This is a genomic window from Streptomyces sp. NPDC056948 (assembly GCF_042674225.1).
GTDB classification, from domain to species: domain Bacteria; phylum Actinomycetota; class Actinomycetes; order Streptomycetales; family Streptomycetaceae; genus Streptomyces; species Streptomyces purpurascens.
In genome coordinates, this window is sequence record NZ_JBHUQX010000089.1 from 1 (window position 1) to 24,884 (window position 24,884).

Below are 24,884 nucleotides of genomic sequence, written 5' to 3' on the forward strand. Positions count from 1 at the left end.
GCGCCTGAGGGTTACGACGCCGAGGACTTCTCCGTCCGTGCGGTCTTCCTCGACGGCTCGGAGCCGGCCGCTCTCGTCGAGACGGTGAAGCGGTTCGCCGCGCTGCCGAGGCCGCTGCCCGACGGCGCCGAGGGCGCCCTCACCGCGCTGCGGGAGGACTGGCACCTGCTGAATCTCCAGGAGGAGCTGGACCGCCAGCGTGGTCTGGTGGCCATGTACGCCGACGCACTGGAGGCCATGACGAAGTCGCGTGACCTGTACCGGGAGGCGGCCGAGCGCGCCCACGAGGCGCTGACCGCCTACCAGGAGTCCGACGGGGCCGCTCCCGCGCGGCAGCAGCCCTCCGGTGCTCCCGCCGGGTCTCCGCTGCAGCAGCTCACACGGACGTTCGAACGCTTCAAGGGCAAATCCCAGCGTCCCGTGGCCCCGTCCCGGGACGAGCACTAGGCAGCCTTCCTCGCGGGGCGCAGGTGTCAGTCGTGGCCAGGTGGATACGCGGTCCGTACGGCAGTACGGCCCGCCCGGGAAGGTCTTCCACGACATGGGCAACGACCAGTACCACTCGGAGACGACACTCCGCGTCAACGGCAAGCCCCACACACTCACCGTCGACCACCGGCGGGTCCTGCTGGACCTCCTGCGGGAGGATCTCGACCTCACGGGCGCCAAGAAGGGCTGCGACCACGGCCAGTGCGGCGCCTGTACGGTCCTGGTGGACGGGCGGCGCGTCAACAGCTGTCTGCTGTTCGCGATCGCCCTGGACGGCAGCGAGGTCACCACGGTCGAGGGCCTGTCCGGCGACGGTGAGCGGCCGCACCCGCTGCAACAGGCCTTCCTGGAGCGCGACGCCTTCCAGTGCGGCTACTGCACCCCGGGCCAGATCTGCTCCGCGGCCGGTGTGCTCGCCGAGGCGGCGGCCGGTCATCCTTCGCACGTCACCGACCCGGCGACGCCCTCGGGTGAGCCGGTGCCGCTGGGCCGGGAGGAGATCCGGGAGCGGCTGAGCGGCAATCTGTGCCGGTGCGGGGCGTATCCACGGATCGCCGAGGCGGTGGAGGACGTGATCCCGTGAAGGAGTTCGCCTACGTCCGTGCCGGGAGCGTCGAGGAGGCGACCTCCGCGTACGCCTCCCACGCCGGCGCCCGCTATCTCGGCGGCGGCACCAACCTCGTCGATCTGATGAAGCTCGGCGTCGAGCGGCCCGCCGCCCTCATCGACGTCACCCGGCTGCCGCTGGACGCGGTGGAGGAGCTGCCGGACGGTGCGCTGCGGATCGGGGCGATGGTCCGCAACAGCGACCTCGCTGCCCACCCCCTCGTACGCGACCGGTACCCGGCACTGTCGCAGGCGGTGCTGGCGGGTGCCTCGGGGCAGTTGCGCAACGCGGCGACGACCGGCGGGAATCTGCTCCAGCGCACCCGGTGCCCGTACTTCCAGGACCTCTCGAAGCCGTGCAACAAGCGCGAGCCGGGCAGCGGCTGCGGTGCGCGGGACGGTGTCCACCGCGATCACGCGGTGCTCGGGCACTCCACTCACTGCATCGCCACCCATCCGTCGGACATGGCGGTGGCGCTGGCCGCTCTGGACGGGCGTGTCGAGCTCTACGGGCCGGAGGGCGCCCGGAGTGTCGCGGCGGCGGACTTCCACCGGCTGCCCGGGGACCGGCCCGAGCAGGACACCGAGATCCGCCCCGGTGAGCTGGTCACCGGTGTGGTGCTGCCGGCCGCCACGGTCGGGCTGCCGTCGGCGTACCGCAAGGCCCGTGACCGGGCCTCGTACGCCTTCGCGCTCGCCTCCGTCGCGGTGGTGCTGCGGGTGTCGGACGGTGTGGTCGGCCACGCCGGGCTCGCCTTCGGGGCGCTGGCGCACCGGCCCTGGCGGGCCCGGCGGGCGGAGGAGGCGCTGCTGGGCGCGGATCCGACCACCGCCGCGTTCGAACACGCCGTCGACCTCGAACTGTCCGCCGCGCAGCCGCTGCGGGACAACGCCTACAAGGTGCCGCTGGCCCGCAATCTCGCCGTGGACGTGCTGTCCCGGCTCGCGGACCCGGCGCTCTCGAGGAGGACTCCATGACCGGCAGCGTGGGCGCTCCCGCCGAGCGCCGGGAGGGTCGGGAGAAGGTCAGCGGAACCGCCCGCTACGCCGCCGAGTACCACTTCCCCGGCCGGGCCCAGGCCTGGCCCGTGCCGGCGACCGTCGCCCGGGGGCGGGTGACCGGCGTCGACACGGCGGCGGCCCTGGCCGTGCCCGGTGTCCTCGACGTCCTGACCCACGAGAACGCGCCGCGGCTCGCCGAGCCGGACGATCCGACGCTCGCCGTGCTCCAGAACCCCCGGGTTCCGCACCGGGGCTGGTTCGTGGCCCTGGTGGTGGCCGAGACCCTGGAGGCGGCCAGGGCCGGCGCGGCCGCGGTGCGTGTCGCCTACGACGCCGAAGAGCACGACGTCGTGCTCACCACCTCGCACCCGGGCGTGTACGTGCCCGAGGAGGAGGTCAACGGTGGTCATCCGGCCGTCCGTGAACAGGGCGACCCCGACGGAGCTTTCGGATCCTCGGCCGCACGGGTCGATGTCGCGTACCGGGTGCCGCCGCTGCACAACCACCCCATGGAGCCGCACGCCACCACCGCCCACTGGGACGACGGGCGGCTGACGGTGCACACCTCCAGTCAGGGTGCAGGTGTCGTAGGGGCCGTGCTCGCCGGGCTGTTCGGCCTGCCGAAGGAGCGGATCGTCGTCACATCCGAGCATGTCGGCGGCGGCTTCGGGTCCAAGGGCACGCCGCGGCCCGACGTGGTGCTCGCCGCGATGGCGGCACGGCAGACGGGGCGGGCGGTCACCGTGGCCCTCCCCCGCCGTTATCTGCCCGCCGTCGTCGGGCACCGCGCTCCCACCCTGCACCGGCTGCGGCTCGGTGCCGACGCGGACGGCCGCCTCGCCTGCGTCGTGCACGAGGCCACCACCCACACCTCCCGCATCAAGGAGTTCGTGGAACAGGCCGCGGTGCCCGCGCGCGTGATGTACGCCGCGCCCCACAGCCGTACGGTGCACCGGGTGGCGGCGCTGGATGTGCCCTCGCCGTCGTGGATGCGGGCGCCGGGCGAGGCTCCGGGGATGTACGCGCTGGAGTCCGCCCTGGACGAACTCGCCGGCGAGCTGGGCATGGACCCGGTCGAACTGCGGGTCCGCAACGAGCCGGACGTCGAACCCGACAGCGGAAAGCCGTTCAGCAGCAGGCACCTGGTCGAGTGTCTGCGCGAGGGTGCCCGGCGCTTCGGGTGGGCCGGGCGCGATCCCCGCCCGGGCTCCCGCCGGGAAGGGCCCCTGCTGCTGGGGACGGGCGTGGCGGCGGCGACGTATCCCGTCATGATGTGGCCGGCCGCGGCGACGGCCCGCGCGCTGCCCGACGGGACGTTCCTGGTGCGGATCAACGCCACCGACATCGGTACGGGGGCCAGGACCGTGCTCGCGCAGATCGGCGCCGACGCCCTCGGGGCGCCGCTGGAGCGGGTGCGGACGGAGGTCGGCAGCAGTGAGCTCCCGTCGGCGCCGCTGGCCGGCGGCTCGGCCGGCACGGCCTCCTGGGGCTGGGCGGTGCATGAGGCCTGTGCCCTGCTGGCGCGGCGGCTGGCCGAGCACTCGGGGCCGCTGCCCGAGCAGGGCCTCGACGTCCGCGCGGACACCAGGGGCGCGGCGGATGCCGAGAGCGCCTGGGCTCGGCACGCCTTCGGGGCGCACTTCGCCGAGGTCGCGGTGGACACGGTCACGGGCGAGGTCCGGGTCGGCCGGCTGCTCGGTGTGTACGCCGCCGGGCGCATCCTCAACGCCCGCACGGCACGGTCCCAGTTCGTCGGCGGCATGACGATGGGGCTGGGCATGGCGCTGACCGAGGGCAGCACGATGGACGCCGCGTTCGGGGACTTCACGGAGTCGGATCTGGCGTCGTACCACGTGCCCGTGCACGCCGATGTCGGCGAGATCGAGGCGCACTGGGTCGACGAGGACGATTCCCGTCTCAACCCGATGGGCAGCAAGGGCATCGGGGAGATCGGCATCGTCGGGACGGCCGCGGCGATCGGCAACGCCGTGCACCACGCCACCGGGGTCCGCTTCCGGGAACTCCCGCTGACGCCGGACCGGGTGCTGGCCGGGCTGCTCGATCGCCGGGGGACGAACGACGTCCGGACCGGACCCGCTGTGAGCGGATCCGGTCCGGTGCGGCAGCAGTAGGCGTCACTCCGCCATACTGCGTGCCTCGGTCGCCGGCAGGGGCGACCACTGTCCGCTCACGAGGGGCGCCACCGCGCGGAAGACCAGCGCGACGAGGGCCAGCAGCGCCGCGCACACGGCGGCACCGGTGGCGAACCACGGCGGGGCGAGCGCGAGGTCCACGGCCCGGGTGAGGGACGCCGACGGGAAGGAACTCCCGTACGCCTGGGCCCCGGCCAGCACCGTGGGTACCGCCACCGCCCCGACCAGTACCGGCGCGACGGGGCGCAGGGCCAGCAGCAGCGCCAGCACCGTGCACAGGACGGACAGGCCGAGGGCGACGGCGTGCAGGTCCAGGGACGCTCCGCCGCGTTGCAGCGGGAAGTGGGCCACCGCGCACACGGCCAGGGCCAGAGCCGTGAGCCAACTCGACCACGCCATGGACCTGGTGAGCCGCTCCGTCGCGCGGTCGCGGTCCGAGGGCGAGGAGTCGAGGGTCCGGCGGATCTCGCGGCGCCTGGCCGGCCGGGCGGGCGTCACGGGCTGCGGGGTCTCCGCCTCGGGACGCGGGGTGCCGGCCGGCACGCGGCCGTTGCGGTCCAGCCGTTCCAGGCCGAGGCGGTCGATCAGCTCGACCAGCTCCCCGACGGACCGGCCGGTGGCGGCCGCGCGGAGTGCCTCCTCTCGGACGTGGGGCATGTGCGGCTCTTTGTGCAGCAGGGTCACCAGCCGGGTCACTTCCTCCACCGGCCGGTGGGCGGCCGCGGCCCGGATGGCCTCGTCCGCGCTGTCGGCGTCGCGCGGGGGCTTCGTCAGCAGGGCGATCATCCTGCTCACGTCCTCCACGCGCCGCTCCACACCGGCCGTGCGGAGCGCGTCGACCATCGCTTCGGCGTGGTCGGGCGACTTCTCCAGCGAGGTGATGAGGGCGACGACCTCCTCCAGGGGCCGGTCGGCCACGGCGGCGTGCACCAGGTCGCTGACCGCGTCACCGTACGGCGCGGGGGCCGGCCCCGTCCCGGGCCGCAGTTCCACCGGATTGTCGTCCAGCGAGCGGATCACGAACGGCCGCGCACCCGACGGCTCCGCCTCACCCGGGCCGGACGCGCCACGCTGACCGGCCTCGCCCGGAGCCTGGTCCACCCGGTCCAGGTCCGGAGCGACAGGAGGCTGGTCCACCTGGTCCTTGTGGAGGGCAGCGGGCGCGGCGGACGGCCGGTCCGCCTGGTGCGGCCCTGAGTCAGCGGGCTGGGCGGGCGGCGGGCTCACCGGGTTCGGGCGAGGGCCCGCGGGCGCGGCGGACGCGGGCTCGCCGGGATTCGGGCGGTGGCCCCCGGGCGCGGCGGACGGCCGGTCCACCGGGTGCGGCCCTGAGTCAGCGGGCTGGGCGGACGGCGGGTCCACGTGGTTCGAGCGGGAGGCCGCGGGCGCGGCGGACGGCCGGTGCGCGTCGTGCGAGCCGGGAGCGGCCGACCGCGCGGACTCCGGGTCCGCCCGGTCCGGGCCGCGGACGGCAGACGGCTCGGCCGCCGTGCCCGAACCGGGGGCAGCGGACCGGTCGAAGGCCACCGCCGCCTCGTGCGAGGCAAGGGCAGCGGGCCGGGCAGCCTCGTCCACACCGGAGACAGCCGACCGCGCCGGATCCGCCCCGTTTACGACAGGGGCGACAGGCCCGGCAGACGACAGAGCCACCTCGTCCACGCCAGAAGCAGCCGGCGGCGCCGACACCTGGTCCGCCCCGTTCACGGCAGGGGCAGCAGTCCGGGCGGACAACACAGCCGACTCGTCCCTGCCAGGGGCGGCCGGCTCCGTGCCCGGCGGGCCCGCCGGGTGAGACGTGGCGGGAGGCTCGGTGCCCGCTCGGTACGTCTCGTGCGAGGGGGCGGCGGGCTGCGTGCTCGTCTGCTCCACCTGGTACGCGCCGGTGGCGACGGTGGTGTCGGCGGACGGCTGGGCGGACCCGTTCGACTCGCCGGTTATGGCGGATTCGTTCGAGCGGGGTGATGAAGAGCAGGTGGTCATACTCGCCTCCATGGGAAGAGTGCGGCCGCTCCTGCGCCCCCCGTCGTGTGACGAGCGACGTTACGCTGACCATTACTAGGCGCCCCCTTCACCCCGTGCCACTCGTGTGAGCCACCGGGATGACCACCCGCACGGGAAAATCCGCCGACTCGCCGACATGTCGGGCCCCGGCCGCAATACAGCCGCCGGAAACGGGAATCCAGGTAGGGACACCCCGTGTCGCGGCACGCCAGGAGGAGGGCAACCCGTGGATACGACCGCAATGGTGATCATCCTGGCCGCGATTCTCGCGGCCGTCGTCCTCGTCCTCGCCGTCCGCATCTTCGTGAGACTGGTCCGGACCCGGCGCGACCTGCGGAGCGCGGGCCTGCCCACGGGGCCGCGCTGGGTCTTCTGGGGCGCGGTTCTCTATTTCGTCCTGCCCGCCGACGTGCTGCCCGACCCGGTGTACCTCGACGACATCGGTGTCCTGCTGCTCGCTCTGCGTACCGTCCGCGGCTCCCTCGGCGAGCGGGATCGCAGGGCGACACGCCGGGCCGACCACGAACCGGCCCAATAACTACGGAGAGTAAGGAAACCAACCACCCGTTCGATTCGTATAAGTCTCTGGAAGCCGAAACAAGCGAGCGGCCGGGGGGCCGCGCCCAATGACCAACGCTTGATCGGCGCAGTACCGACGAGGGAGAGACGATGCAACCGTTCGCGCTCAACTACGCGCGCCCGGCAGTGGAGTTGGAAGCTGCTATTCCGTATGTGTACGACACCGGACTGCAGTTGAACGTGCTCCTCGACGGCCGTATCGCGGCCAGCGACTTCGGCCTGTTGAGAGAGGTGGGCACCACGACGTCCACCGCAGGCTCCAAGACACACTTCGACGACTGACCACGGGCCGCCGAAGATGACCGTACTGATCCTCACCTGTGAGGAGGACGTGACCGCGGACATGGTGGTCGTGCACCTGAACGCGACGGGGGTTCCGGTGGTCCGCGTCGATCCCGCCGACCTGACCGGCGGTGTCGCGCTGTCCGGCGAGTTCGTACACGGCCGCTTCCGTGGCCATCTGTCCGCCGGGGGTCGGCTGGTGAGCATCGGGGGACTGCGCTCGGTCTGGGTGCGCCGGCCCGGCACTCCGGCCGGGCGGGCGGCCCAGCCGTCCGCGTGGCTGACCGAGGAGGCCGCTCAGGCGCTCTACGGCATGCTGCGGGGCTCGGACGCGCGCTGGATGAACCACCCCGACGCGGCCCGCCGGGCCCGGCACAAGCCGTGGCAGCTACGTCTCGCCCAGCGGTGCGGCCTGCCCGTGCCGGCGACGCTGATCACGACCTTCCCGCGGGCCGCCCGCGAGTTCGCGGAGCGCTACCCGGACCTGGTGGTCAAGCCGGTGTCGGGCGCGCATCCGCAGGACCCGCCCCGGGCGGTGCCGACCAGCCGGGTCGCGCCGGACACGGACTTCTCCGCCGTCGCGTTCGGGCCGACGCTGTTACAGCGGCGGGTCGCCAAGCGGGCCGACATCCGTCTCACCGTCGTGGGTGAGCAACTGGTGGCCGCCCGCAAGGCGACCGCCACGGACGCGGACCCGGACGACGTCGACGTGCGCTTCGCCGCGCCCGGCTCGCCGTGGCGCCCCACCGATGTGCCGTCGTGCATCGCGGCGGGCGTCCAGGCGTACATGCGTGGGGCCGAACTGGCCTACGGCGCCTTCGACTTCGTCGAGGACGCGGACGGGACCTGGTGGTTCCTGGAGTGCAACCAGTCGGGGCAGTTCGGGTTCGTCGAGGTGGAGACGGGTCAGCCGATCGCGCGCACCATCGCCGAGTGGCTGGCCCGCCCGGCCCCCGAGGAGTCGCCGCATGTCAACGGCTCGAGCACGACGGTCCGTTGAGCACCGGGTCCGGCCACGCGCCGGTCCCGGGCCTCCTCATGACCCGGCCTCCCGCCTCACGGCTGCCGCGGGGCGGGGAGCATGGCCGTGCGCTGCCAGCCCGCGCCCGGGGCCTGCGGGCGGTCGTAGCCGGGGGACTGGTAGGGCCGCATGACCAGCTCCAGTTCCCTGCTCACGCGTTCGGCCTCGCGGCGAACCTGTGTGGGCACATCGCCGCACTCCGCGATGAGTCGGTCGTAGATGGGGGAATCCTGGAACACCCGGCAACGTGCCTTTCTGCTCGTCGTCCCCGCGTGGGGGCAAGACTGACGAGTCTAGGCGGCCCAGGATCCCGGAGTGTGAATTCCCTGGGATGACTTGACGCAGAACGGACATCTGTGCCAGGCGAAGTGGTGGGGCTCTCAGGCTCCCGTGGTGGAGCCAGGCCGGACGATCATGAGGACGGTGACCGTTGCCCACAGAAGGTTGAAGATGCCGGTGAACATGGCGAGCTGAACGGTGTTCTGGCGATCGACGGCCTGTTCGCCCTTCAGCCGGCCGAGGAGCTCTTCCTGGCGGGGCAGGACGAAGGCGACCAGGATGCCGGCGGCAGCGGCGGTCAGCGCGATGGAGGTGACGAGCCATCCGCTGCCCAGGACACCCATCGCGGCAGCGGTGGCGAACCCGAGGACCGGGACGGTGAGTCCGACTCCGGAGTAGACGCGGCAGATGCGGTGCAGCAGCGCGACCGTGCCGACCGCCGAGGGATCGGCGGTGTCGCCGGGCGCGGCGGCCGCGCGACGCGCCGCCGGCGGGAACATGCTGGCCGCGACGGTCACGGGACCGATGGCGACGATGGCGGCCAGGACATGGAGGGACAGCAGGATCTTGGTCACCAGGACTCTTTCCATGACGCGATCAACGATGCCGGGATCACGTTAGGGAGCCGGGGCGTGATCGCCCATGGGCTGGAACGACAGCTTCCAACGGATTCCCGCCAACTCGTCCGACCTGCGCCCTCGTCTCACCGGCCACCCCGTCCCCGGGTCACACCGCTGGCGGGAACACACCTAGGGTGACGGTCATGCACTCCGTGGCGATCCTGGTTCTCGATCGAGTGGTGCCGTTCGACATGGCGGCGCCCCAGCAGACGTTCGCCTGGACCCATATGCCGGACGGGCGTCCCGCCTACCGGGTCCGGTTGTGCGCCGAGACACCGGAGGTGCGCGCGGACGGCGGTTTCACCCTGCGTATCGACCAGGGACTCGAGGCGCTGGCGGAGGCCGACACCATCATCGTGCCGGGCTGCTCCCCCGACGCCGCGCCGCCCTCCGCCCGGGTGCTGGCGGCGCTGCGGCGGGCGGCCGAGTCCGGTACCCGGGTCGCGTCCGTGTGCGTGGGTGCCTTCGTGCTGGCTGAGGCCGGGCTGCTGGACGGGCTGCGCGCCACCACGCACTGGGTGGCCGCCGGCGAACTGGCCCGGCGGTTCCCGCACGTCGAGGTGGAGCCGGACGTGCTGTACGTCGACAACGGGCAGATCCTCACCTCGGCGGGTGCGGCGGCGGCGCTGGACCTGTGCCTGCACATGATCCGGCGGGATCTGGGGTCGGCCGTCGCGGCGAACATCGCCCGGATGTCGGTGATGCCGCTGGAACGGGAGGGCGGGCAGGCCCAGTTCATCGTGCACGAGCACCCGCCCGTGCCCCGGGGGTCGGCGTTCGAGCCGCTGCTGGAGTGGATCGAGGACCATCTCGCGCACGAGGTGACGCTGGGCACACTGGCGGCGCGCGCCGGGATGAGCGAGCGGACCTTCAGCCGCCGCTTCCGCGAGCAGACCGGCACCACGCCGTTGCAGTGGCTGCTGCGGGCGCGGGTGCGGCGCGCCCAGTACCTGCTGGAGAACACCGACCATTCGGTCGAACGGATCGCGCGCCAGGCGGGGTTCGGCTCGCCGACGGCGTTCCGGGAGCGGTTCCGCAAAGTGGTGGGCACCACGCCGTACGCGTACCGCACGGCGTTCCACGGGAAGACGAACGCCCCGGCGGCCCGTCCATAGGCCACCGGGGCGGTACCCGGCCGTGCGCCGGGTCTCACACGATGTCAGCCGACCAGCCTCAAGCCGTTCTCACCGTCCGCCTCCGCGGCCTCGGACCGCCCCTTGGTGAGCAGCAGGGTGTCCGCCTTGGCGATGGCGTCGTGGATGACGGACGTCCCCATCATCACGCACAGCGTGTAGCTGACGTCCTCCAGCTCGCGTGCCGCCGTCGGCACGGGCCTCTCCGCCTGAGCGATCCTCAGCGACGCGTACCGCGTCAGCAACTCCCTGACGACCTTGCGGTCCGGTACGAGCACGTAGCGCCCCTCTCTCTGTTTTCGCTGCGTATGCCCGAACCACGCGGAAACATTCACATGTTTTACGCACCCAGGGTGGAAATGACTGGAATTGATCGGTCTGTTGTCACCGGGGGATGAAACCCCCTTTCGGAGGACTCAACTCCCCCACACAGAACGGTGATTCGTCCGGCACCTCCCCGCTCGCTGCCATAGTCGAGAGCCCTTTCGGAGGTGGTTGTGAGCACAGAGGTGAGCGGGAGCACCGCGGAACGCGTCGCCGGTCTGGCGGCACGCCGGGATCGGGCGGTGGCCCCGGGCGGGCCGCGCAGGCGCGGGGAATTCTCGGCCCGGGAGCGGATCGAACGGCTCGTGGACAAGGACTCCTTCACCGAGACGGGCCTGTTCGTGCGGGCCCGGCCCGCCGGGCAGGACGCCCGCCGCCCCTACGGCGACGGGGTGGTCACCGGGTACGGCACGGTCGACGGCCGCCCGGTCTGCGTGTTCGCCCAGGACTCCACGGTGTTCGGCGGCAGCATGGGCGAGGCGTTCGGGGAGAAGACCGTCGCCCTGATGGACCTCGCCCTGAAGACCGGCTGCCCGGTGATCGGCCTGAACGACTCCGGCGGCGCCCGCATCCAGGAGGGTGTCGCCGCCCTCGCCCTCTACGCCGAGCTGGTGCGCCGCAACGTCAAGGCGTCCGGGGTGATCCCGCAGATCTCGGTCGTCCTGGGGCCGTGCGCGGGAGGCGCCGCCTACTCCCCGGCGATCACCGACTTCACGGTGATGGTGGAGGGCGCCTCGCACATGTTCGTCACCGGCCCCGACGTCATCGAGACGGTCACCGGCGAGCGCACCACCGCCGAGGAGCTGGGTGGCGCCCGCACCAGCAACACCGTCAACGGCAACGCCCACTTCCTGGCCGCCGACGAGGAGGACGCCCTCGACACCGTGCGCGACCTGCTGTCGTACCTCCCGGCCAACAACCTGGAACGGCCCCCGGAGTACGCGCCCGGGCATGCTCCGCCCGGGGCCGGGCTCGACGAGGTCGTCCCGGACCGGCTCGGTGAGGCCTACGACATGCGGGACATCCTGCACGCGGTCGTCGACGACGGTGAACTGCTCCAGGTGCAGGAGCTGTTCGCGCCGAACATCATCTGTGCCCTGGCCCGGGTCGAGGGCCGCTCGGTGGGCGTCGTCGCCAACCAGCCGATGCGTGCCGCCGGTGTCCTCGACATCGACGCGTCGGAGAAGGCGGCGCGGTTCGTGCGGTTCTGCGACGCGTTCGGCATCCCGCTGCTGACCTTCGCCGATGTGCCCGGGTATCTGTCCGGCGTACGGCAGGAGCAGGCCGGGATCATCCGGCGCGGCGCGAAGCTGCTGTACGCCTACGCCGAGGCGACGGTGCCCAAGGTCACGGTGGTGGTGCGCAAGGCGTACGGCGGCGGATACGCGGTGATGGGCTCCAAGCATCTGGGCGCCGACGTGAACCTCGCCTGGCCCACCGCCCGGATCGCCGTCATGGGCGCCGAGGGGGCCGTGGGCGTGCTGCACCGGCGCGAACTCGCCGCGTCCGACGACCCGGAGGCGCTGCGTGCCCGCCTTCTCGCCGCGTACGAGGGCACCCACGGCACTCCGTATCTCGCCGCCGAGCGCGGCTATGTCGACGCCGTCATCGCGCCGCGCGAGACCCGGGAGCAGGTCTGCCGCGCGCTGCGCGCCCTGCGCGGCAAACGCGCGCCGATGCCGGAACGCCGGCACGGCAACATCCCGCTCTGACCTCGCCCTTTTCGACTCGTAGGCCGATGCACGCCGTGAGGAGCCCCGCCTGATGGACAGCCGCCCCCCGCTCGCGCCCGCGTGCCCGACACTGCCGGAGTACGTGTGGCACTGGGCCGAAACCACCCCGGACCGCCGGGCGTTCACCTTCGTCGAGCATCCGGCACAGCACTCGCGCGGCGTGCACCGCACCCTGACCTGGCGCCGCCTGGACGTGCGGGTGCGGGCGCTGGCCGCGCGCCTCGCCGAGCAGGCCGGGCCCGGGGACCGGGTCGCGCTGCTGTGTCCGCAGGGCACGGAGTACGTGACCGCCTTCCTCGCGGCCCTGGCCGCGGGGCTGGTCGCCGTACCGCTGTATCCGCCGGACCTGCCCGGGCACGCGGACCGGTTGGCGGGCGTCCTGGCGGATGCCCGCCCCTCGGTGGTCGTGACCACGAGCCGGGCCCAGGACGAGGTGCGGGACTTCCTCGGTTCCGACGGGCCGCGGATCGTCCTGGCGGACCAGGTGCCCGACGCCGCCGCCCGCGACTGGCGGCCCGTCACGCCGGACGCCGGGGCGACCGCCTATCTCCAGTACACCTCCGGTTCGACCCGCGCCCCGGCGGGCGTGGAGATCAGCCACGGCAACGTCGTCGCCAACGCCGGCCAGGCGCTGACCGCCTACGGTGCCGACGCCCGGCCGCTGACCTGCGTGGGCTGGCTGCCGCTCTACCACGACATGGGGCTGGTGCTCAGCATCGCGGCCCCGGTGACACGCGGGCTTGTGTCGGTCCTCATGGACCCGGCCGCGTTCCTGCACGAGCCGGTGCGCTGGCTGCGGCTGCTCGCCGCGCATCCGAACGTCGTGAGCGCCGCGCCCAACTTCGCCTACGACTACTGCGTCGCGACCGTGACCGACGAGCAGAAGGAGGGGCTGCGCTTCGAAAGGGTCACGGCGCTGATCAACGGCAGCGAACCGGTCCGCCCGGGCACGGCCGACCGTTTCCACGCGGCGTTCGCCGGCCAGGGCCTGGCGCCGGAGACGCACTGCCCGTCGTACGGCCTGGCCGAGGCCACCGTGTTCGTCTGCGCGGGCCGGCCGGGCGAACCGCTCACCCGGTTCGCGCTCGACCGTGACGCCCTGGCGGCCGGGAAGGCCCTGTCCGCGCGGCCGGACGATCCCCGGGCCGTGCTGCTGGCGGGCTGTGGCACCCCGGCCGGCCAGCGGGTCCGGGTCGCCGACCCGGTGACGCGGGCCCTGTTGTCGGAGGGTGAGGTCGGCGAGATCTGGGTGCAGGGGCCGAACGTGGGACGCGGCTACTGGAACCGGGAGTCGCGGGACGTGTTCGGCGCCGAGTTCGCGGACGCCGCGGCCGGTCCGGGCGGCTGGCTGCGGACAGGCGATCTGGGGACGGTGCTGGAGGGCCAACTGGTCGTCACGGGGCGGTTGAAGGACCTGATCATCGTGGACGGCCGCAACCACTATCCGCAGGACGTCGAGGCGACGGCCCAGGACGCGGACCCGGCGGTGCGCCGGGACCGGCTCGCGGCGTTCGCCGTGCCGGGCGGCGCCGGTGAGGGGGTCGTCGTCGTGGCGGAGCACGCGCGGACCGCGCGCCTCGCGGAGCTCGACGTGCCGGGCGTGGTGCGTGCCGTGCGCGGTGCCGTCTCCGCCCGGCATGGGCTGCGGCTCGCCGACGTGGTCCTGGTGCCGCCGGGGACGGTGCCGCGTACCTCGAGCGGGAAGGTGTCGCGGGCACTGACCCGGACCCGGTATCTGGAGGGCGCGTACGGCGGCCGGGCCCGGGCGGCGACGGCGGGTGCCGCGGGATGAGGCCCGTCGACGAGGGCGCGCTGCGCCGGCTCATCGCCGAGCGGGTGGCGGCCTGGTGCGGCACGTCCCCCGAGGCCGTCCCGATGGACCGGCCCCTGGCCGACCTCGGCATGTCCTCGCGGGACGCGGTCGCCCTGGCCGGTGAGCTGTCCCGGGCCACGGGGCAGGAACTGCCGACGACCCTGCTGTGGGAGACGCCGACCGGAGAGGCGCTGGTGGCGCGGCTGTGCGGCACGCGAGCATCGGGGTCCAGGACCGATCCAAGGCCGCGAGCCGGACTGCCGAGCGGTACGGCCGAGCCGGTCGCGGTCGTCGGAATCGGCTGCCGGCTGCCCGGCGGGGTGCACGGCCCGGACGGCTACTGGCGGCTGCTCAGCGAGGGCGTCGACGCGATCCGGCGCGTCCCGGAGGACCGCTGGCGCGACTTCACCGCCTTCCCGCCCGCGGACGCGCACCCGTACGGCGGCTATCTCGACGACATCGCCGGGTTCGACGCGGACTTCTTCCGCATCACCCCGCGCGAGGCCGCGGTGATGGACCCCCAGCAGCGGATCCTGCTGGAGGTCGTGCACGAGGCGCTCGACCACGCCGCCGTGCCGGCCGGGTCCCTGGCGGGCACCGCCACCGGCGTGTTCGTCGGCGTCTCCGCCCCCGAGTACGGGCAGCTCACGGGCGCCGACCCGGCCGCCGTCGATCCCTGGGCACCGGCCGGGGGCGCCCTGAGCGTCGCCGCCGGGCGGCTCGCCTACGTGCTGGACACCCGGGGGCCCAGCATGGCCGTCGACACGGCCTGCTCGTCCTCGCTGGTCGCCGTGCACCACGCCTGTGTCAGTCTGCGCACGGGCGAGAGCGACACGGCGATCGCCGCCGGGGTCAACCTGCTGCTGTCGCCGGCCGTCTCGGTCGCCTTCCGGCGAGCGGGGGCCCTCGCGCCGGACGGGCGCTGCAAGCCGTTCTCGGCGTCGGCGGACGGCATCGGGCGCGGCGAGGGCTGCGCTGCCGTGATCCTCAAGCGACTGTCCGACGCCGAGCGGGACGGCGACCGCGTCCTGGCCGTCGTCCGCGCCACCGCCGTCAACTCCGACGGCCGCTCGAACGGCCTCATGGCACCCAACCCGGCCGCGCAGCAGGCACTGCTGCGGAGCGCGTACGCACGGGCGGGGCTCGCCGCGGAGCACGTCGACTACGTCGAGGCGCACGGCACCGGCACCCCCTTGGGCGACCCGATCGAGGCGGGCTCGCTCGGCGCGGTGCTCGGCGCGGACCGTGACCCGGACCAGCCGCTCCTGCTCGGGTCGGTCAAGAGCAACCTCGGGCATCTGGAGTCGGCCGCGGGCATCGCCGGCCTGGTGAAGACCGTGCTGGCCCTGCACCACGACAGCATCCCGCCCTCGCTGCACTGTTCCAAGGGCAGTTCCCTCTCCGATGACCGGCTGCGGGTGGTGACCGAGCCGGAGCCCTGGCCCCGCTACGGCGGCACCGCTGTCGCGGGGGTCTCCGGGTTCGGCTTCGGCGGCACCAACGCGCATGTGGTGCTGGAGGAAGGGCCGCCCGGCCTGGTCCCGGCCCGGCCGGCCGAGGAACCCGCGGCCCGCCTGCACCCGCTCTCCGATCTCGACGCCGAGCGCCTCCGCGACACGGCGGGCAGACTGGCCGGCCGGCTGCGCGAAAGCGCCGCGCACCCCGCCGACGTGGCCCGGACCCTGGCGGGGCGCACGGGCCGGGGTCCCGTACGTGCCGCCGTGGTCGCCCGGGACCGTGCCGAACTGGCCGATGTTCTGGGGGCGTTGGCGACAGGGCATCCCGACGCGCGGGTGGTGACCGGTGACCGCGACCGCGTCGGCAACGGCACGGTGTGGGTCTTCTCCGGCTACGGCAGCCAGTGGCCCGGCATGGGGCGCCGGCTGCTGGCCGAGGAACCCGCGTTCGCCGCCGCCGTCGAGAAACTCGACCCGCACCTCGCCCCGGAGTGCGGCCTGTCCCTGTACGACCACCTGTCGTCCGGTGCCGGTCTCGACCGCCTGGAAATCGCCCAACCCGTCCTGTTCGGGCTGCAATTGGCGCTCGCCGAGCTGTGGCGTGCGTACGGGGTGGAGCCCGCCGCCGTGATCGGCCACTCCATGGGCGAGGTGGCGGCGGCCGTGTGCGCGGGCGCGCTGGACGTGGCGGACGGGGCGCGAGTCATCGCCGTACGGGCCCGGCTGCTGAGCGGGCTGAGCGGCGGCGCGATGGCCGTGGTGGACCTGGACGACGCCGAACTGGAGTCCCTGGAGCGGGACTTCCCAGGTGTGCATGTCGCCGTGCACTCCTCCCCGCGGCAGAAGGTCGTCACGGGAGAGGAAGCGGCGGTGGCCGGGCTCGTGCGCCGGCTGGAGGGGCAGGGCCGGGCGGCGCGGGCCATGCGGGTCGTCGGTGCCGGGCACTCGCCCCAGGTGGACCCGCTGCTGCCGGAACTCGTCGACGCGCTGGCCGGTATCCGGGGGCGGCGGCCGAGTGTCCCCGTCTATTCCACCGTCCTCGACGACCCGCGCGGCGACTGCGTGTTCGACGCGGACCACTGGGCGGCCAACCTGCGGCGGCCCGTGCGGCTGGACCGGGCGCTCGCCTCGGCCGCGGCCGACGGCCATACGGCGTACCTCGAGATCTCGCCCCGTCCGGTCCTGACGGGGGCCGTCTCCGACACCGTGCCCGGCGCCCTCGCCCTGGCCACCCTGCGCCGGGACGCCGACGGTTCGGAGGCGTTCGCGGGACAGCTCGGCGCCCTGTACGTCGCGGGCCAACGGCTGCCGGTGCCACCCGGCCGGGTCGTCGACCTGCCCCTGCCCCGGTGGCGGCACGTACGGCACTGGTGGACGGACGGCCGGGCACACCCCGAGCCGGTCACGGAGGAACCTCCCGCCGAAGTCGCGGAGCCCTCTTCGGTCCTGGCCCGGCTGACCCATCACATGGCCGCCGTCACCGGTCACCCGCCCACCCGGCTCACCCCGGGCACGGCTCTGGCCGACCTGGGCCTGGACTCGCTGATGGCCGTCCGCGTCCGTACCGCGGTGGAGCGCGAGTTCGGCATCGCACTGCCCCTGCGCGACCTGTTCGCCGCCGTCACCGTCGAGGACGCCGCCGCCCGGATCCGGCAGGCCCTCCCCCGCGAGGACACCCCGCTGCGCCCGCTGCGTGCCACCGGTTCGCGGCCCCCGCTGTTCCTCGTCCACGCCGCCGGCGGCCCGGTCACCGTCTACCGCACGCTCGCCGAGCGACTCGGGGACGACCAGCCGGTGTACGGGCTGGAGCGGATCGAGGAGGCCCGGACCGTACCGGAGAAGGCGCGCCGCTACGCCGAGGCGATCAACGCGGCTCACCCCGACGGGCCCTGTCTGCTGGGCGGCTGGTCCTTCGGCGGCTTCGTCGCCCAGGAGACCGCGCGGCAACTGACCGCCGCGGGGCGGGAGGTGCGGCTGGTCGTGCTCATCGACTCCGTACGCCCGCTCCCCCGGCCGGGACTGACGCGGGCCGATCGGATCCGGGCGCATTTCGAGGGCTTCGCCCGCCACGTCGCCGACACCTACGGCGTGCGGCTGGAGTTGCCGTACGACGACCTGGTGGCCCTGGACGACGACGGGGTCCGCATCGACACCGTGCTGCGGGCGCTGCGCGAGGCCGCCGACCTTCCGGCCGCCGCGCTGGAACACCAGCGGGCCTCCTACCTGGACCTGGGCATCGGCGAGGCGCACCGTCCCGGCGGCTACGACGGGCCGGTCGTCCTCTACCGGGCCGCCGAGCCCGCGCCGCACACCGTGCGCGACCCGGCGTACGAACGGGACGACGAGGCGCTGGGCTGGGACGAGGTGTGCCCACGCCTGGAGGTCGTGCCGGTGCCCGGTCACCATCTGTCGCTGCTCGACCCGCCGCACGTCGACGAGATCACCGCCCACCTGAGCCGGGTGCTCGCCGAGCGGGCCCCCTGAAACCGGAAACCCGAGGAGCCGCCATGTCCGACCTGTCGCCGAAGCCCGCTGCCGGAGTGTCCCGGCGCACCGTCGCCAGAGCGACGGCCGCCGCCGGCCTCGCCGCCCTGTTCGGGGCCGCGAGCGGCACGGCCCGTGCCGGGGCGGCCACCCGGCTCGGGCCGCGCACCCTCGACGTGTCCGTGCCCTCCGCCGCGCTCGGCCGCAGCGCGCCCGTCCGGCTGATCCTGCCGTCGGACTTCGGCACCCGGCCGGAGCGGAAGTATCCCGTGCTGTACCTGCTGCACGGCGCCCACGACGACTACACGTCCTGGACCCGCGAGACGGACATCGAGGCCTTCACCGAGGGCCGCGGCCTGATCGTGGCGATGCCGGACGCGGGCCCCACCGGCATCCCCACGGTCTGGCGCGGCGGCCCCGACTACGAGACCTTCCAGGTCAAGGAGGTGCCGGCGCTGCTGGCCCGGGACTACCGGGCCTCCGGCGTACAGGCGGTCGCCGGGGTCTCCACCGGCGGCTACGGCGCGATGGCCCACGCGGCCCGCCACCCCGGCGCGTTCAAGGCCGCGGCCTCCTACAGCGGCATCCTCGACACCACCGCCCCCGGTGTTCCCGCCATCATGGACGCCATCGTGGCCCGGGAGAACCTGCCGGCCCAGTCCCTGTGGGGTCATCCGCTGTTCAACGCCCTGACCTGGCGCGACTTCAACCCGCGGACCCGCGCCACCGGGCTGCGCGGCACCGCCCTGTACGTCTCGCAGGGCAGCGGAGTGGGCCCGGGCGGCGGCGATCCGCTGCCCGGGGTGCTGGAGAGCGCCCTGTGGCCCTCGGCCCAGGGCTTCGCCGGGGCGCTGGCCCTTCTGGGTGTCCGGGCCACCACGCACTTCTACTCGGGAGGAGGACACGACTGGCCCTACTGGAAGCGGGAGTTCACCGCCTCGTGGCCGATGCTCGCCCCTGCGCTGGGCGTGCCGGAGTGACGGAGGTGCCGTCGGGGCACGGAACGGAGCGGAGGGGACGTCCGTCCAACACTGGACTTCCCACTCGTCCCACTGGCAACAGCCCGCGGGTGAGCCGCTTCCGGTCGAAAGGAGTGTCCGTGATGGCTGTGCCCACCCCGCACGGCGTGCCGGACCGTCCCGGCACGCCGCCGGTGCCGCCCGAGCTGGCGGAGCTGCTGCGCGCCCAACTGGCGTCCGTCGCCGACCTGGTGGAGGAAGAGGTCTGCCGTCAGGTTCCCGAGTACGCGCGGCCCGCCGGCGGGACGTACCGCAAGAACCTGCGGTCCGGGGTGGTGCAGGCACTGACCCTGTTCGTCGACCACATCGCCGACCCGCGCGACGACGGGGGCGCGATCGCGGCGACGTACTACGAACTGGGGCGCGGCGAGGCCCTGGAGGGCCGCAGCCTGGACGCGTTGCAGTCCGCGTTGCGGGTGGGCGGGCTGCACGCCTGGCGGCTGATGGGCTCCACGGCGGAGCAACTCGGCCTCGACTCCAGCGTCGTCGCCGCGCTCGGTGAGCTGGCGTTCCGCACCGTGCACGAGGTCGCCCAGGCGGCCGCGGCCGGCTACGCGGAGGCCCAGCTGCGCAGCTCCGACGAGCTGGAGCGGCGTCGCAGACGGTTGCTCGATCTGCTGCTGGAGGACGGTCCGGTGGCGCTGGAGGCCGTGCAGGATCTGGCCCACGGCGCGCGCTGGCCGGTGCCCCGGACGGTCGCCGTGGTGGCGCTGGCGGCGGCGCCGGACCGGCGGGAGGAGGACCGGCCGCTGGCGGCGGCGGGCGCGCTGGTGGACATGGAGTCCCGACCGCCGCGCATGCTGGTGCCCGACCCGGACGGCTCAGGCCGCTTCGGCCGGGCGTTCACGCTCGCCCTGCGCGGCCGGCCCGCCGCGATCGGCCCGACGGTGGCGGTCACGGAGGCGGCGCAGTCGCTGAGCCTGGCCACCAGGGCGCTCGGGCTGATGGGGCGTGGCATCCTGCCCCGCCAGGGCGTGGAGCGCTGCTCCGACCATCTGTCGACCCTGCTGCTGTACGGCGACGAGCCGCTGCTGGAGCGGCTCCAGGGGCGGGTCCTCGCGCCGCTCGACACGGTCTCGGCGGGGCAGCGCGACCGGCTCGCCGAGACGCTGCTGGCCTGGCTGCTCAGCGGCAGCAACGTGCCGGACGTCGCGGCACGGCTGCACATCCACCCGCAGACCGTCCGCTACCGCCTGCGTCAACTGGAGAAGCTCTTCGGCGACGCCCTGCACGATCCGGGCACTCGCCTCGATCTCATTCTCGCGTTGCGCGCGGAATCCCTGCACACACGGCAGAACTGACTCCCGCATTCAGCGGCGTACTCAATCGGCGACAAAAAACGGCGGGGATTCCATAATCCCGTCCATAACTCCTGGTGAGGGAAAGCGAATACGTTCGGGCCGTCCTTTTTCGCAGGCGCTCGACGCGCCTCACACGCGGAGGATCCCCCATGCGTATCCGTTTGTGTCTCGCCGCGCTCTCGCTGGTCGGCGGGGCCGGGCTCGCCACCCTCTCGGCACCCCCGGCCTCGGCCGCGGCCTGCTCCGACGTGGAACTCGTCTCGGCTCGCGGCACCTTCGAGCCCGGGACGCTCGGCTTCATCGTCGGCGACCCGGTGCTTTCCGCCCTGCAGAAGAAAGCAGTGGGCAAAAGCCTGTCCAGCTACAAGGTGAACTATCCCGCCGACCTCTCCCCGACATCCGCGGCGCAGGGCAATCTGGACCTGGTGAACCATGTGAAGAGCCAGGCCGCCGCCTGCCCGAACCAGAAGTTCGTTCTCGTCGGCTATTCGCAGGGCGCGAACGTCGTCGACAACTCGATCGGCATCAGCAGCGCGGGCGCGGTGGTCGGCAGCCCCATCGTGGCCACGCTGCCCGCCGCGGTCGAGCCGAAGGTCTCCGCGGTGCTGCTGTTCGGCAACCCGATCCGCGCCCTCGGCAAGAGCGTCACCGGCACCTACCAGAGCCGCACCCTGGACCTCTGCGCCCAGGGCGACCCCGTCTGCGAGAACGGCGGGGGTGACGTCGGGGCGCATCTGAGCTACCGCGACAACGCCGACGCGGCCGCCACGTTCGCCGCCGGCAGGCTCTAGTCCCGGCGGCACACCAAGGGGCCCGGGAGGATCTCCTCCCGGGCCCCGTTCCGGTGTCTAGCGGGGTGACCGGGCGAAGCCGGCGAGGCTGGTGGAGACGATCTCGGGCCTGCCGTTGTTCTGCGTGGGTGCGGCGGTCAGCACGTCGAGGTGCTGGTAGCCGTCGGCGACCACGGGATGCAGCTCGGGCGGCACCCGGCCCGCCAGCAGTCCCTCACCGGCGAGGACGGTGAGCACCGGGTTGGCGGTGAGCCCGCCCGGATGGACGACGAGCTTCTTCACCTGCGGCGAGGTGCCCTGCTGGATGTCCGTGACCAGCTTGGTCGGGAAGTACTGCTCGGTGAAGTCCAGCGGCTGCTCGGCCAGGCTGCGGGCCAGTTGCCGCACATCGGTGACCTCCTCGCCCGCACCGGTGAACGGGGTGCCGTCGGCCGACCGGTAGCCGGGGTCGTCCGGGTCGCCGACACGGTCGTAGTTACGCCAGGTGTAGAGCGGGCCCTCGGGCCGGTCCGGGATGGCCTTGTACGCGGTGCCGTACAGACCGGGCTGCTGCGCACCGCCGTTGGCCACCGGGAAGCTCTTGTCGGCGATGGGCCCGCCGTCGAAGAAGCCGACGCTGGTCTGCAGGAACGCCAGCGGTACGGAGTTGTCGTCCAGCAGCGCCCCGAGCACCGCCCCGTTGGTGAGCCGGAAGTCCTTCACGGACGGCGAGCCGCTGAGGAACGCGGCGGTGTCCTTGGCGAACAGGAAGCGGTTGGTGGCCTCGACGTTGAGGTTGGAGGGCAGATAGCCGGGCAGGTCGGCCTCACCCTCCAGATCCTTGAGGGCCCCGAGACCCGCGATGCCGAGCAGGGTCATGGTCTCGGGGTTGAGCAGCACCGGCGCGGACAGCGTGCGCGACAGCAGTCCGCTGTCCAGCCCGGCCTGGACCACGCCGTAACCGAGGCCGATGTCGGGCAGGTTGGTGTCGTCGGGCAGGCTGCCGCTGAGGTCGGCGAGCGAGGTGGAGACGGTCGTGTCGAGGGCGAAGTAGCCGGCGCACTGGTTGTACCCGGCGTCGGCCGTGGTGGCCCGGTTTCCGTCGAAGTCGGCGGCGGCGAAGTATCCGGTGATGACTCCGCCCAGCGAGTGCCCGCCGCACAGCACCTTCCGCTTGCGCTGCGTCTGGTCGGGCAACTCGGCGGTGAGCAGGTCGTACTGGTCCCGTACGGTCTGCTCGATCCCGAGCTTCGCCATCCAGCCCAGTTGTCCGTTGCCCGCGTAGCCGTCGAAGGTCCGGCCGTCGACCTGCTTGCCGCGGTAGTAGTAGTCGACAGCGCTGTGCTGGTCGCCGGAGGCGATGCCGGTGCGGTCCTCCAGGCAGTTGGAGCGCCGGTCCAGTGCCCAGAACTCGATGTGCGCGCCCTGCTCGGCAGCCCTGGTGACGGTGTTGCGGGCGACGCTGTCGAAGGCCCCGGCTCCTTCCAGGATGCCGGGCTGGGCGATGAGGATCCGGTCCGCGCCGGCCGACGCGGCGGGCCCGTCGGCCGAGCGGTAGCGCAGATACGACAGCCAGTCGCACGCGGCCGGACGAGGCCCGGCCGACTCCGGCAGCGGTACCTTCACCCGTACGACCGACTCGGTCACCCCGGTGACGGGGGACGTCGACGCGACAGGCGTCTCGGTCCGCGCCCCGTCGGCCCGGGCCCCCGGGGCGGCGGCCGTGAGTGTCCCGGCGGTCAGCAGTACCGCGAGCGCGGCACCGCGCCACTTCCCTCTGCTCCTGCGGTTCATGTCCATGCCACGGACGCTAGGACTGTGGCGGGAGGGCCCTCAGGGTGTGCTGACGAGAATTCAGTTTCCCGGTCGCGCCTTGTCACCGGCGCACAGAGCACCCGGCGCCGGGGGCTCGGGCCCCGGGTGCCGTACCGGTTGGTCCCGCGTATGGTCCAGGCCGAGCTGCGAACCGTCCGTTTCGGGCGCATGGTGGGGCTATGGACGGTCAACCCCCCGTGGTCGTGCAGCCGCCCGCGTCGGACGGCGGACGGCTGGTGACCATCCACGGCGAGCGCATGGGCGTCGCCTACAGCCTGTTCGACGTACTGGACCTCCTGCACCGCGAGGGCCTGCCCACCACCGACACGGCCGTCGACGACACCGAGCTGATCGAGTGGCGCGGCGGGGGCCCGTACGACTGGAACAACGGGGAGTCCGGGTCCGACGAGGCGTGAGCTTCGGCGCGACGCCCGGGGGCTAGTCCGACCCTGATTCCGCCCGTGTCCCCTCGGCCAGCCGGTCGAGGCGGTCGCGCTGGGCGGGCGTCAGGTCGAGGTCCGCCGCGGCGAGGTTCTCCTCCAGGTGCTCGATCCGGGCCGTACCGGGGATCGGCAGGACGACCGGTGCGCGGTCGAGGAGCCAGGCGAGCGCGACCTGCGTGGGCGTCGCCCCGAGGTCGGCCGCCACGGCGGCGATCTCGGCCTCGGCCCCCGCCTTCCCCCACGCCACGGGCCGCCACGGCAGGAAGGCGATACCGGCCGCCGCACACGCCGCGAGAACGGGCTCGTGCTCCCGGTCGAGCAGGTTGTAGCGGTTCTGCACGCTCACGACGTCGACGATCTCCCGGGCCTCGGCCAGCTCGGCGACGGTGACCTCCGACAGCCCGATCCGTCCGACCAGGCCCTCGGTCTGAAGCTCCCGCAGCGTGCCGAGCTGGTCTGCGAGCGGCGTGTCGGGGTCGATGCGGTGCAGCTGGAGCAGTTCGATCCGCTCGACCCGCAGTCGGCGCAGAGCCTGCTCGACCTGGTCGCGCAGGATCTCGGGCCGCCCGTCGAACTTCCACTCGCCTCCCGGGCCGGTACGCGCGACACCGACCTTGGTGGTGATCAGCAGCCCCTCCGGGTAGGGGTGCAGCGCCTCGGCGAGCAGCTCCTCGTTGGCTCCCTCGGCGTACAGGTGGGCCGTGTCGATCAGTGTGACGCCCAGGTCCACGGCCCGCCGGGCGACCGCGAGGGCGTTCTCCCGGTCGGACCCGGGCTCGGTCGGCAGATGCATGGCTCCGAAACCGAGCCGGCGTACGTCCAGATCCCCGCCGATGCGGAAGGTGGTCGATGTCATGAGCTGTTTCCGTCCCCCTCTGCTCAAGGGCCAACGCTAACAAGGCGGTTGGCGCCCGCTCCGGCCTTCCGGCACCCGCCTCGCCCCACTCCCCCGGCCCCCTGCGTGGCGCGCTCGGCGAGCCATTGTCGGTGCCCGGCGCTACGCTGCGCGCAAATGACCCTTTTGCCCCTTCGGGAGGTTCTCATGGTCACGCGCCTCAATCCGTACCTCAACTTCAACGGCGAAGCCCGGCAGGCGATGGAGTTCTACAAGGAGGTCTTCGGCGGCAACCTCACCCTCAACAGCTACGGCGACTTCGGCCAGGCGGACGCCCCGAACGCCGACAAGATCATGCACGGCATGCTGCAAACCACCAGCGGCTTCACCCTGATGGGCGCCGACAACCCGCCGGGCCTGGAGTCCGCGCCGGGCAACCCCTTCTCGGTGAGCCTGAGCGGTGACGACGACGCCGAGCTGCGCGGCTACTGGGAGAAGCTGTCCGCGGGCGGCTCGGTGTCGGTGCCGCTGGAGAAGCAGATGTGGGGCGACGAGTTCGGCATGTGCACGGACCGCTTCGGCACCCCGTGGATGGTCAACATCAGCGGACCGGAGAGCTGAGCAGAACCGACCGGGACGGTCCAGGACCGTCCGCACCGGGCCGCCCCCCCCCGCCCCCCCCCGGCCGGCGCGCCCGGGCGGCGCGGCTGTGCGCCGCGGGCCGC

The 24,884-nt window shown here is 73.3% G+C and carries 21 protein-coding genes and 1 pseudogene; 16 read left to right on the plus strand and 6 right to left on the minus strand.

Going from position 1 to position 24,884, the window contains the following annotated elements; translation table 11 throughout:
• The 4 genes and pseudogenes from ACFTZL_RS14195 to ACFTZL_RS14210 form a co-directional block, all read left to right on the plus strand.
• Nucleotides 1-447, plus strand: a pseudogene (locus ACFTZL_RS14195) (hypothetical protein); the annotation flags it as partial.
• A 94-nt stretch (nucleotides 448-541) separates the two neighbouring features.
• Nucleotides 542-1,072 carry a (2Fe-2S)-binding protein gene (locus ACFTZL_RS14200; RefSeq protein WP_382581451.1) on the plus strand — a complete coding sequence of 177 codons (531 nt, stop codon included), beginning with the start codon at nucleotides 542-544 and terminating at the stop codon, nucleotides 1,070-1,072.
• A complete protein-coding gene (locus ACFTZL_RS14205) occupies nucleotides 1,069-2,073 on the plus strand; it encodes an FAD binding domain-containing protein (protein WP_382581419.1) in 1,005 nt (334 codons plus the stop codon). The genes ACFTZL_RS14200 and ACFTZL_RS14205 overlap by 4 nt, the downstream gene beginning before the upstream one ends.
• Nucleotides 2,070-4,229, plus strand: a complete 2,160-nt coding sequence (locus tag ACFTZL_RS14210; RefSeq protein WP_382581421.1) for a xanthine dehydrogenase family protein molybdopterin-binding subunit — start codon at nucleotides 2,070-2,072, stop codon at nucleotides 4,227-4,229. Before ACFTZL_RS14205 ends, ACFTZL_RS14210 begins: the two co-directional genes overlap by 4 nt.
• A gap of 3 nt (nucleotides 4,230-4,232) precedes the next feature.
• Here the strand turns inward: ACFTZL_RS14210 and ACFTZL_RS14215 are convergent, their stop codons facing one another.
• On the minus strand, nucleotides 4,233-5,825 hold the full coding sequence (locus ACFTZL_RS14215; protein ID WP_382581422.1) for a hypothetical protein: 1,593 nt from the start codon (nucleotides 5,823-5,825) through the stop codon (nucleotides 4,233-4,235).
• 652 nt (nucleotides 5,826-6,477) lie between these two features.
• On the opposite strand from ACFTZL_RS14215, the gene ACFTZL_RS14220 reads away from it, so the two are divergent.
• The 3 genes from ACFTZL_RS14220 (at nucleotide 6,478) to tgmB (ending at nucleotide 8,112) form a co-directional block, all read left to right on the plus strand.
• Complete coding sequence (locus ACFTZL_RS14220; protein WP_382581424.1) at nucleotides 6,478-6,789, plus strand: YkvA family protein; 312 nt, start codon at nucleotides 6,478-6,480, stop codon at nucleotides 6,787-6,789.
• A 131-nt stretch (nucleotides 6,790-6,920) separates the two neighbouring features.
• Entirely contained in the window at nucleotides 6,921-7,112 is a 192-nt protein-coding gene (gene tgmA / locus ACFTZL_RS14225) for a putative ATP-grasp-modified RiPP (protein ID WP_184586832.1), read from the plus strand.
• Nucleotides 7,113-7,128: 16 nt separating this feature from the next.
• On the plus strand, nucleotides 7,129-8,112 hold the full coding sequence (gene tgmB / locus ACFTZL_RS14230; RefSeq protein ID WP_382581425.1) for an ATP-grasp ribosomal peptide maturase: 984 nt from the start codon (nucleotides 7,129-7,131) through the stop codon (nucleotides 8,110-8,112).
• A 56-nt stretch (nucleotides 8,113-8,168) separates the two neighbouring features.
• On the opposite strand, the gene ACFTZL_RS14235 is transcribed toward tgmB, so the two are convergent.
• The gene (locus ACFTZL_RS14235) at nucleotides 8,169-8,372 is read right to left on the minus strand and encodes a hypothetical protein (protein ID WP_193482683.1); all 204 of its coding nucleotides are present in this window, start codon (nucleotides 8,370-8,372) and stop codon (nucleotides 8,169-8,171) included.
• Between the two features lie 141 nt (nucleotides 8,373-8,513).
• Entirely contained in the window at nucleotides 8,514-8,987 is a 474-nt protein-coding gene (locus tag ACFTZL_RS14240) for a hypothetical protein (RefSeq protein WP_382581427.1), read from the minus strand.
• A gap of 188 nt (nucleotides 8,988-9,175) precedes the next feature.
• Here ACFTZL_RS14240 and ACFTZL_RS14245 point away from each other — a divergent pair, with 188 nt between their 5' ends.
• Nucleotides 9,176-10,147, plus strand: coding sequence for a GlxA family transcriptional regulator (locus ACFTZL_RS14245; protein WP_382581429.1), 972 nt, complete (start codon nucleotides 9,176-9,178; stop codon nucleotides 10,145-10,147).
• A 44-nt stretch (nucleotides 10,148-10,191) separates the two neighbouring features.
• On the opposite strand, the gene ACFTZL_RS14250 is transcribed toward ACFTZL_RS14245, so the two are convergent.
• Nucleotides 10,192-10,443 (minus strand): DUF5133 domain-containing protein, encoded by a 252-nt coding sequence (locus tag ACFTZL_RS14250; protein WP_382581431.1) that lies wholly within the window; start codon nucleotides 10,441-10,443, stop codon nucleotides 10,192-10,194.
• A gap of 219 nt (nucleotides 10,444-10,662) precedes the next feature.
• Between ACFTZL_RS14250 and ACFTZL_RS14255 the strand changes: the two genes are divergently transcribed.
• The 6 genes from ACFTZL_RS14255 to ACFTZL_RS14280 all read left to right on the plus strand — a co-directional run bounded on the left by ACFTZL_RS14255 (nucleotide 10,663) and on the right by ACFTZL_RS14280 (nucleotide 21,087).
• On the plus strand, nucleotides 10,663-12,201 hold the full coding sequence (locus ACFTZL_RS14255) for an acyl-CoA carboxylase subunit beta (protein WP_382581434.1): 1,539 nt from the start codon (nucleotides 10,663-10,665) through the stop codon (nucleotides 12,199-12,201).
• A 52-nt stretch (nucleotides 12,202-12,253) separates the two neighbouring features.
• Nucleotides 12,254-14,014 (plus strand): fatty acyl-AMP ligase, encoded by a 1,761-nt coding sequence (locus tag ACFTZL_RS14260; RefSeq protein ID WP_382581436.1) that lies wholly within the window; start codon nucleotides 12,254-12,256, stop codon nucleotides 14,012-14,014.
• Nucleotides 14,011-17,976, plus strand: a complete 3,966-nt coding sequence (locus tag ACFTZL_RS14265) for a beta-ketoacyl synthase N-terminal-like domain-containing protein (protein WP_382581438.1) — start codon at nucleotides 14,011-14,013, stop codon at nucleotides 17,974-17,976. Before ACFTZL_RS14260 ends, ACFTZL_RS14265 begins: the two co-directional genes overlap by 4 nt.
• Nucleotides 17,977-17,999: 23 nt before the next feature.
• The gene (locus ACFTZL_RS14270; protein ID WP_382581440.1) at nucleotides 18,000-18,956 is read left to right on the plus strand and encodes an alpha/beta hydrolase; all 957 of its coding nucleotides are present in this window, start codon (nucleotides 18,000-18,002) and stop codon (nucleotides 18,954-18,956) included.
• Nucleotides 18,957-19,078: 122 nt separating this feature from the next.
• Nucleotides 19,079-20,296: a helix-turn-helix domain-containing protein gene (locus ACFTZL_RS14275; RefSeq protein WP_382581441.1), complete on the plus strand. Its 1,218-nt coding sequence runs from the start codon at nucleotides 19,079-19,081 to the stop codon at nucleotides 20,294-20,296.
• Nucleotides 20,297-20,445: 149 nt separating this feature from the next.
• Nucleotides 20,446-21,087, plus strand: coding sequence for a cutinase family protein (locus ACFTZL_RS14280; protein ID WP_382581443.1), 642 nt, complete (start codon nucleotides 20,446-20,448; stop codon nucleotides 21,085-21,087).
• Between the two features lie 57 nt (nucleotides 21,088-21,144).
• On the opposite strand, the gene ACFTZL_RS14285 is transcribed toward ACFTZL_RS14280, so the two are convergent.
• The gene (locus ACFTZL_RS14285; protein WP_382581445.1) at nucleotides 21,145-22,866 is read right to left on the minus strand and encodes a hypothetical protein; all 1,722 of its coding nucleotides are present in this window, start codon (nucleotides 22,864-22,866) and stop codon (nucleotides 21,145-21,147) included.
• A 194-nt stretch (nucleotides 22,867-23,060) separates the two neighbouring features.
• Here ACFTZL_RS14285 and ACFTZL_RS14290 point away from each other — a divergent pair, with 194 nt between their 5' ends.
• Entirely contained in the window at nucleotides 23,061-23,297 is a 237-nt protein-coding gene (locus ACFTZL_RS14290) for a hypothetical protein (RefSeq protein ID WP_311129397.1), read from the plus strand.
• Between the two features lie 22 nt (nucleotides 23,298-23,319).
• Here the strand turns inward: ACFTZL_RS14290 and ACFTZL_RS14295 are convergent, their stop codons facing one another.
• Nucleotides 23,320-24,180: an aldo/keto reductase gene (locus ACFTZL_RS14295; protein WP_382581447.1), complete on the minus strand. Its 861-nt coding sequence runs from the start codon at nucleotides 24,178-24,180 to the stop codon at nucleotides 23,320-23,322.
• A gap of 186 nt (nucleotides 24,181-24,366) precedes the next feature.
• On the opposite strand from ACFTZL_RS14295, the gene ACFTZL_RS14300 reads away from it, so the two are divergent.
• Nucleotides 24,367-24,780 carry a VOC family protein gene (locus ACFTZL_RS14300; RefSeq protein ID WP_382581449.1) on the plus strand — a complete coding sequence of 138 codons (414 nt, stop codon included), beginning with the start codon at nucleotides 24,367-24,369 and terminating at the stop codon, nucleotides 24,778-24,780.
• Nucleotides 24,781-24,884: the final 104 nt, after the last annotated feature.

Coding starts and splice junctions, on each gene's coding strand:
- ACFTZL_RS14245 (WP_382581429.1), top strand. CDS start 9,176: ATGCACTCCGTGGCGATCCTGGTTCTCGATCGAGTGGTGCCGTTCGAC.
- ACFTZL_RS14265 (WP_382581438.1), top strand. CDS start 14,011: ATGAGGCCCGTCGACGAGGGCGCGCTGCGCCGGCTCATCGCCGAGCGG.
- ACFTZL_RS14290 (WP_311129397.1), top strand. CDS start 23,061: ATGGACGGTCAACCCCCCGTGGTCGTGCAGCCGCCCGCGTCGGACGGC.
- ACFTZL_RS14285 (WP_382581445.1), bottom strand. CDS start 22,866: ATGGACATGAACCGCAGGAGCAGAGGGAAGTGGCGCGGTGCCGCGCTC.
- ACFTZL_RS14280 (WP_382581443.1), top strand. CDS start 20,446: ATGCGTATCCGTTTGTGTCTCGCCGCGCTCTCGCTGGTCGGCGGGGCC.
- ACFTZL_RS14295 (WP_382581447.1), bottom strand. CDS start 24,180: ATGACATCGACCACCTTCCGCATCGGCGGGGATCTGGACGTACGCCGG.
- ACFTZL_RS14270 (WP_382581440.1), top strand. CDS start 18,000: ATGTCCGACCTGTCGCCGAAGCCCGCTGCCGGAGTGTCCCGGCGCACC.
- ACFTZL_RS14260 (WP_382581436.1), top strand. CDS start 12,254: ATGGACAGCCGCCCCCCGCTCGCGCCCGCGTGCCCGACACTGCCGGAG.
- tgmB (WP_382581425.1), top strand. CDS start 7,129: ATGACCGTACTGATCCTCACCTGTGAGGAGGACGTGACCGCGGACATG.
- ACFTZL_RS14275 (WP_382581441.1), top strand. CDS start 19,079: ATGGCTGTGCCCACCCCGCACGGCGTGCCGGACCGTCCCGGCACGCCG.
- tgmA (WP_184586832.1), top strand. CDS start 6,921: ATGCAACCGTTCGCGCTCAACTACGCGCGCCCGGCAGTGGAGTTGGAA.
- ACFTZL_RS14200 (WP_382581451.1), top strand. CDS start 542: ATGGGCAACGACCAGTACCACTCGGAGACGACACTCCGCGTCAACGGC.
- ACFTZL_RS14300 (WP_382581449.1), top strand. CDS start 24,367: ATGGTCACGCGCCTCAATCCGTACCTCAACTTCAACGGCGAAGCCCGG.
- ACFTZL_RS14210 (WP_382581421.1), top strand. CDS start 2,070: ATGACCGGCAGCGTGGGCGCTCCCGCCGAGCGCCGGGAGGGTCGGGAG.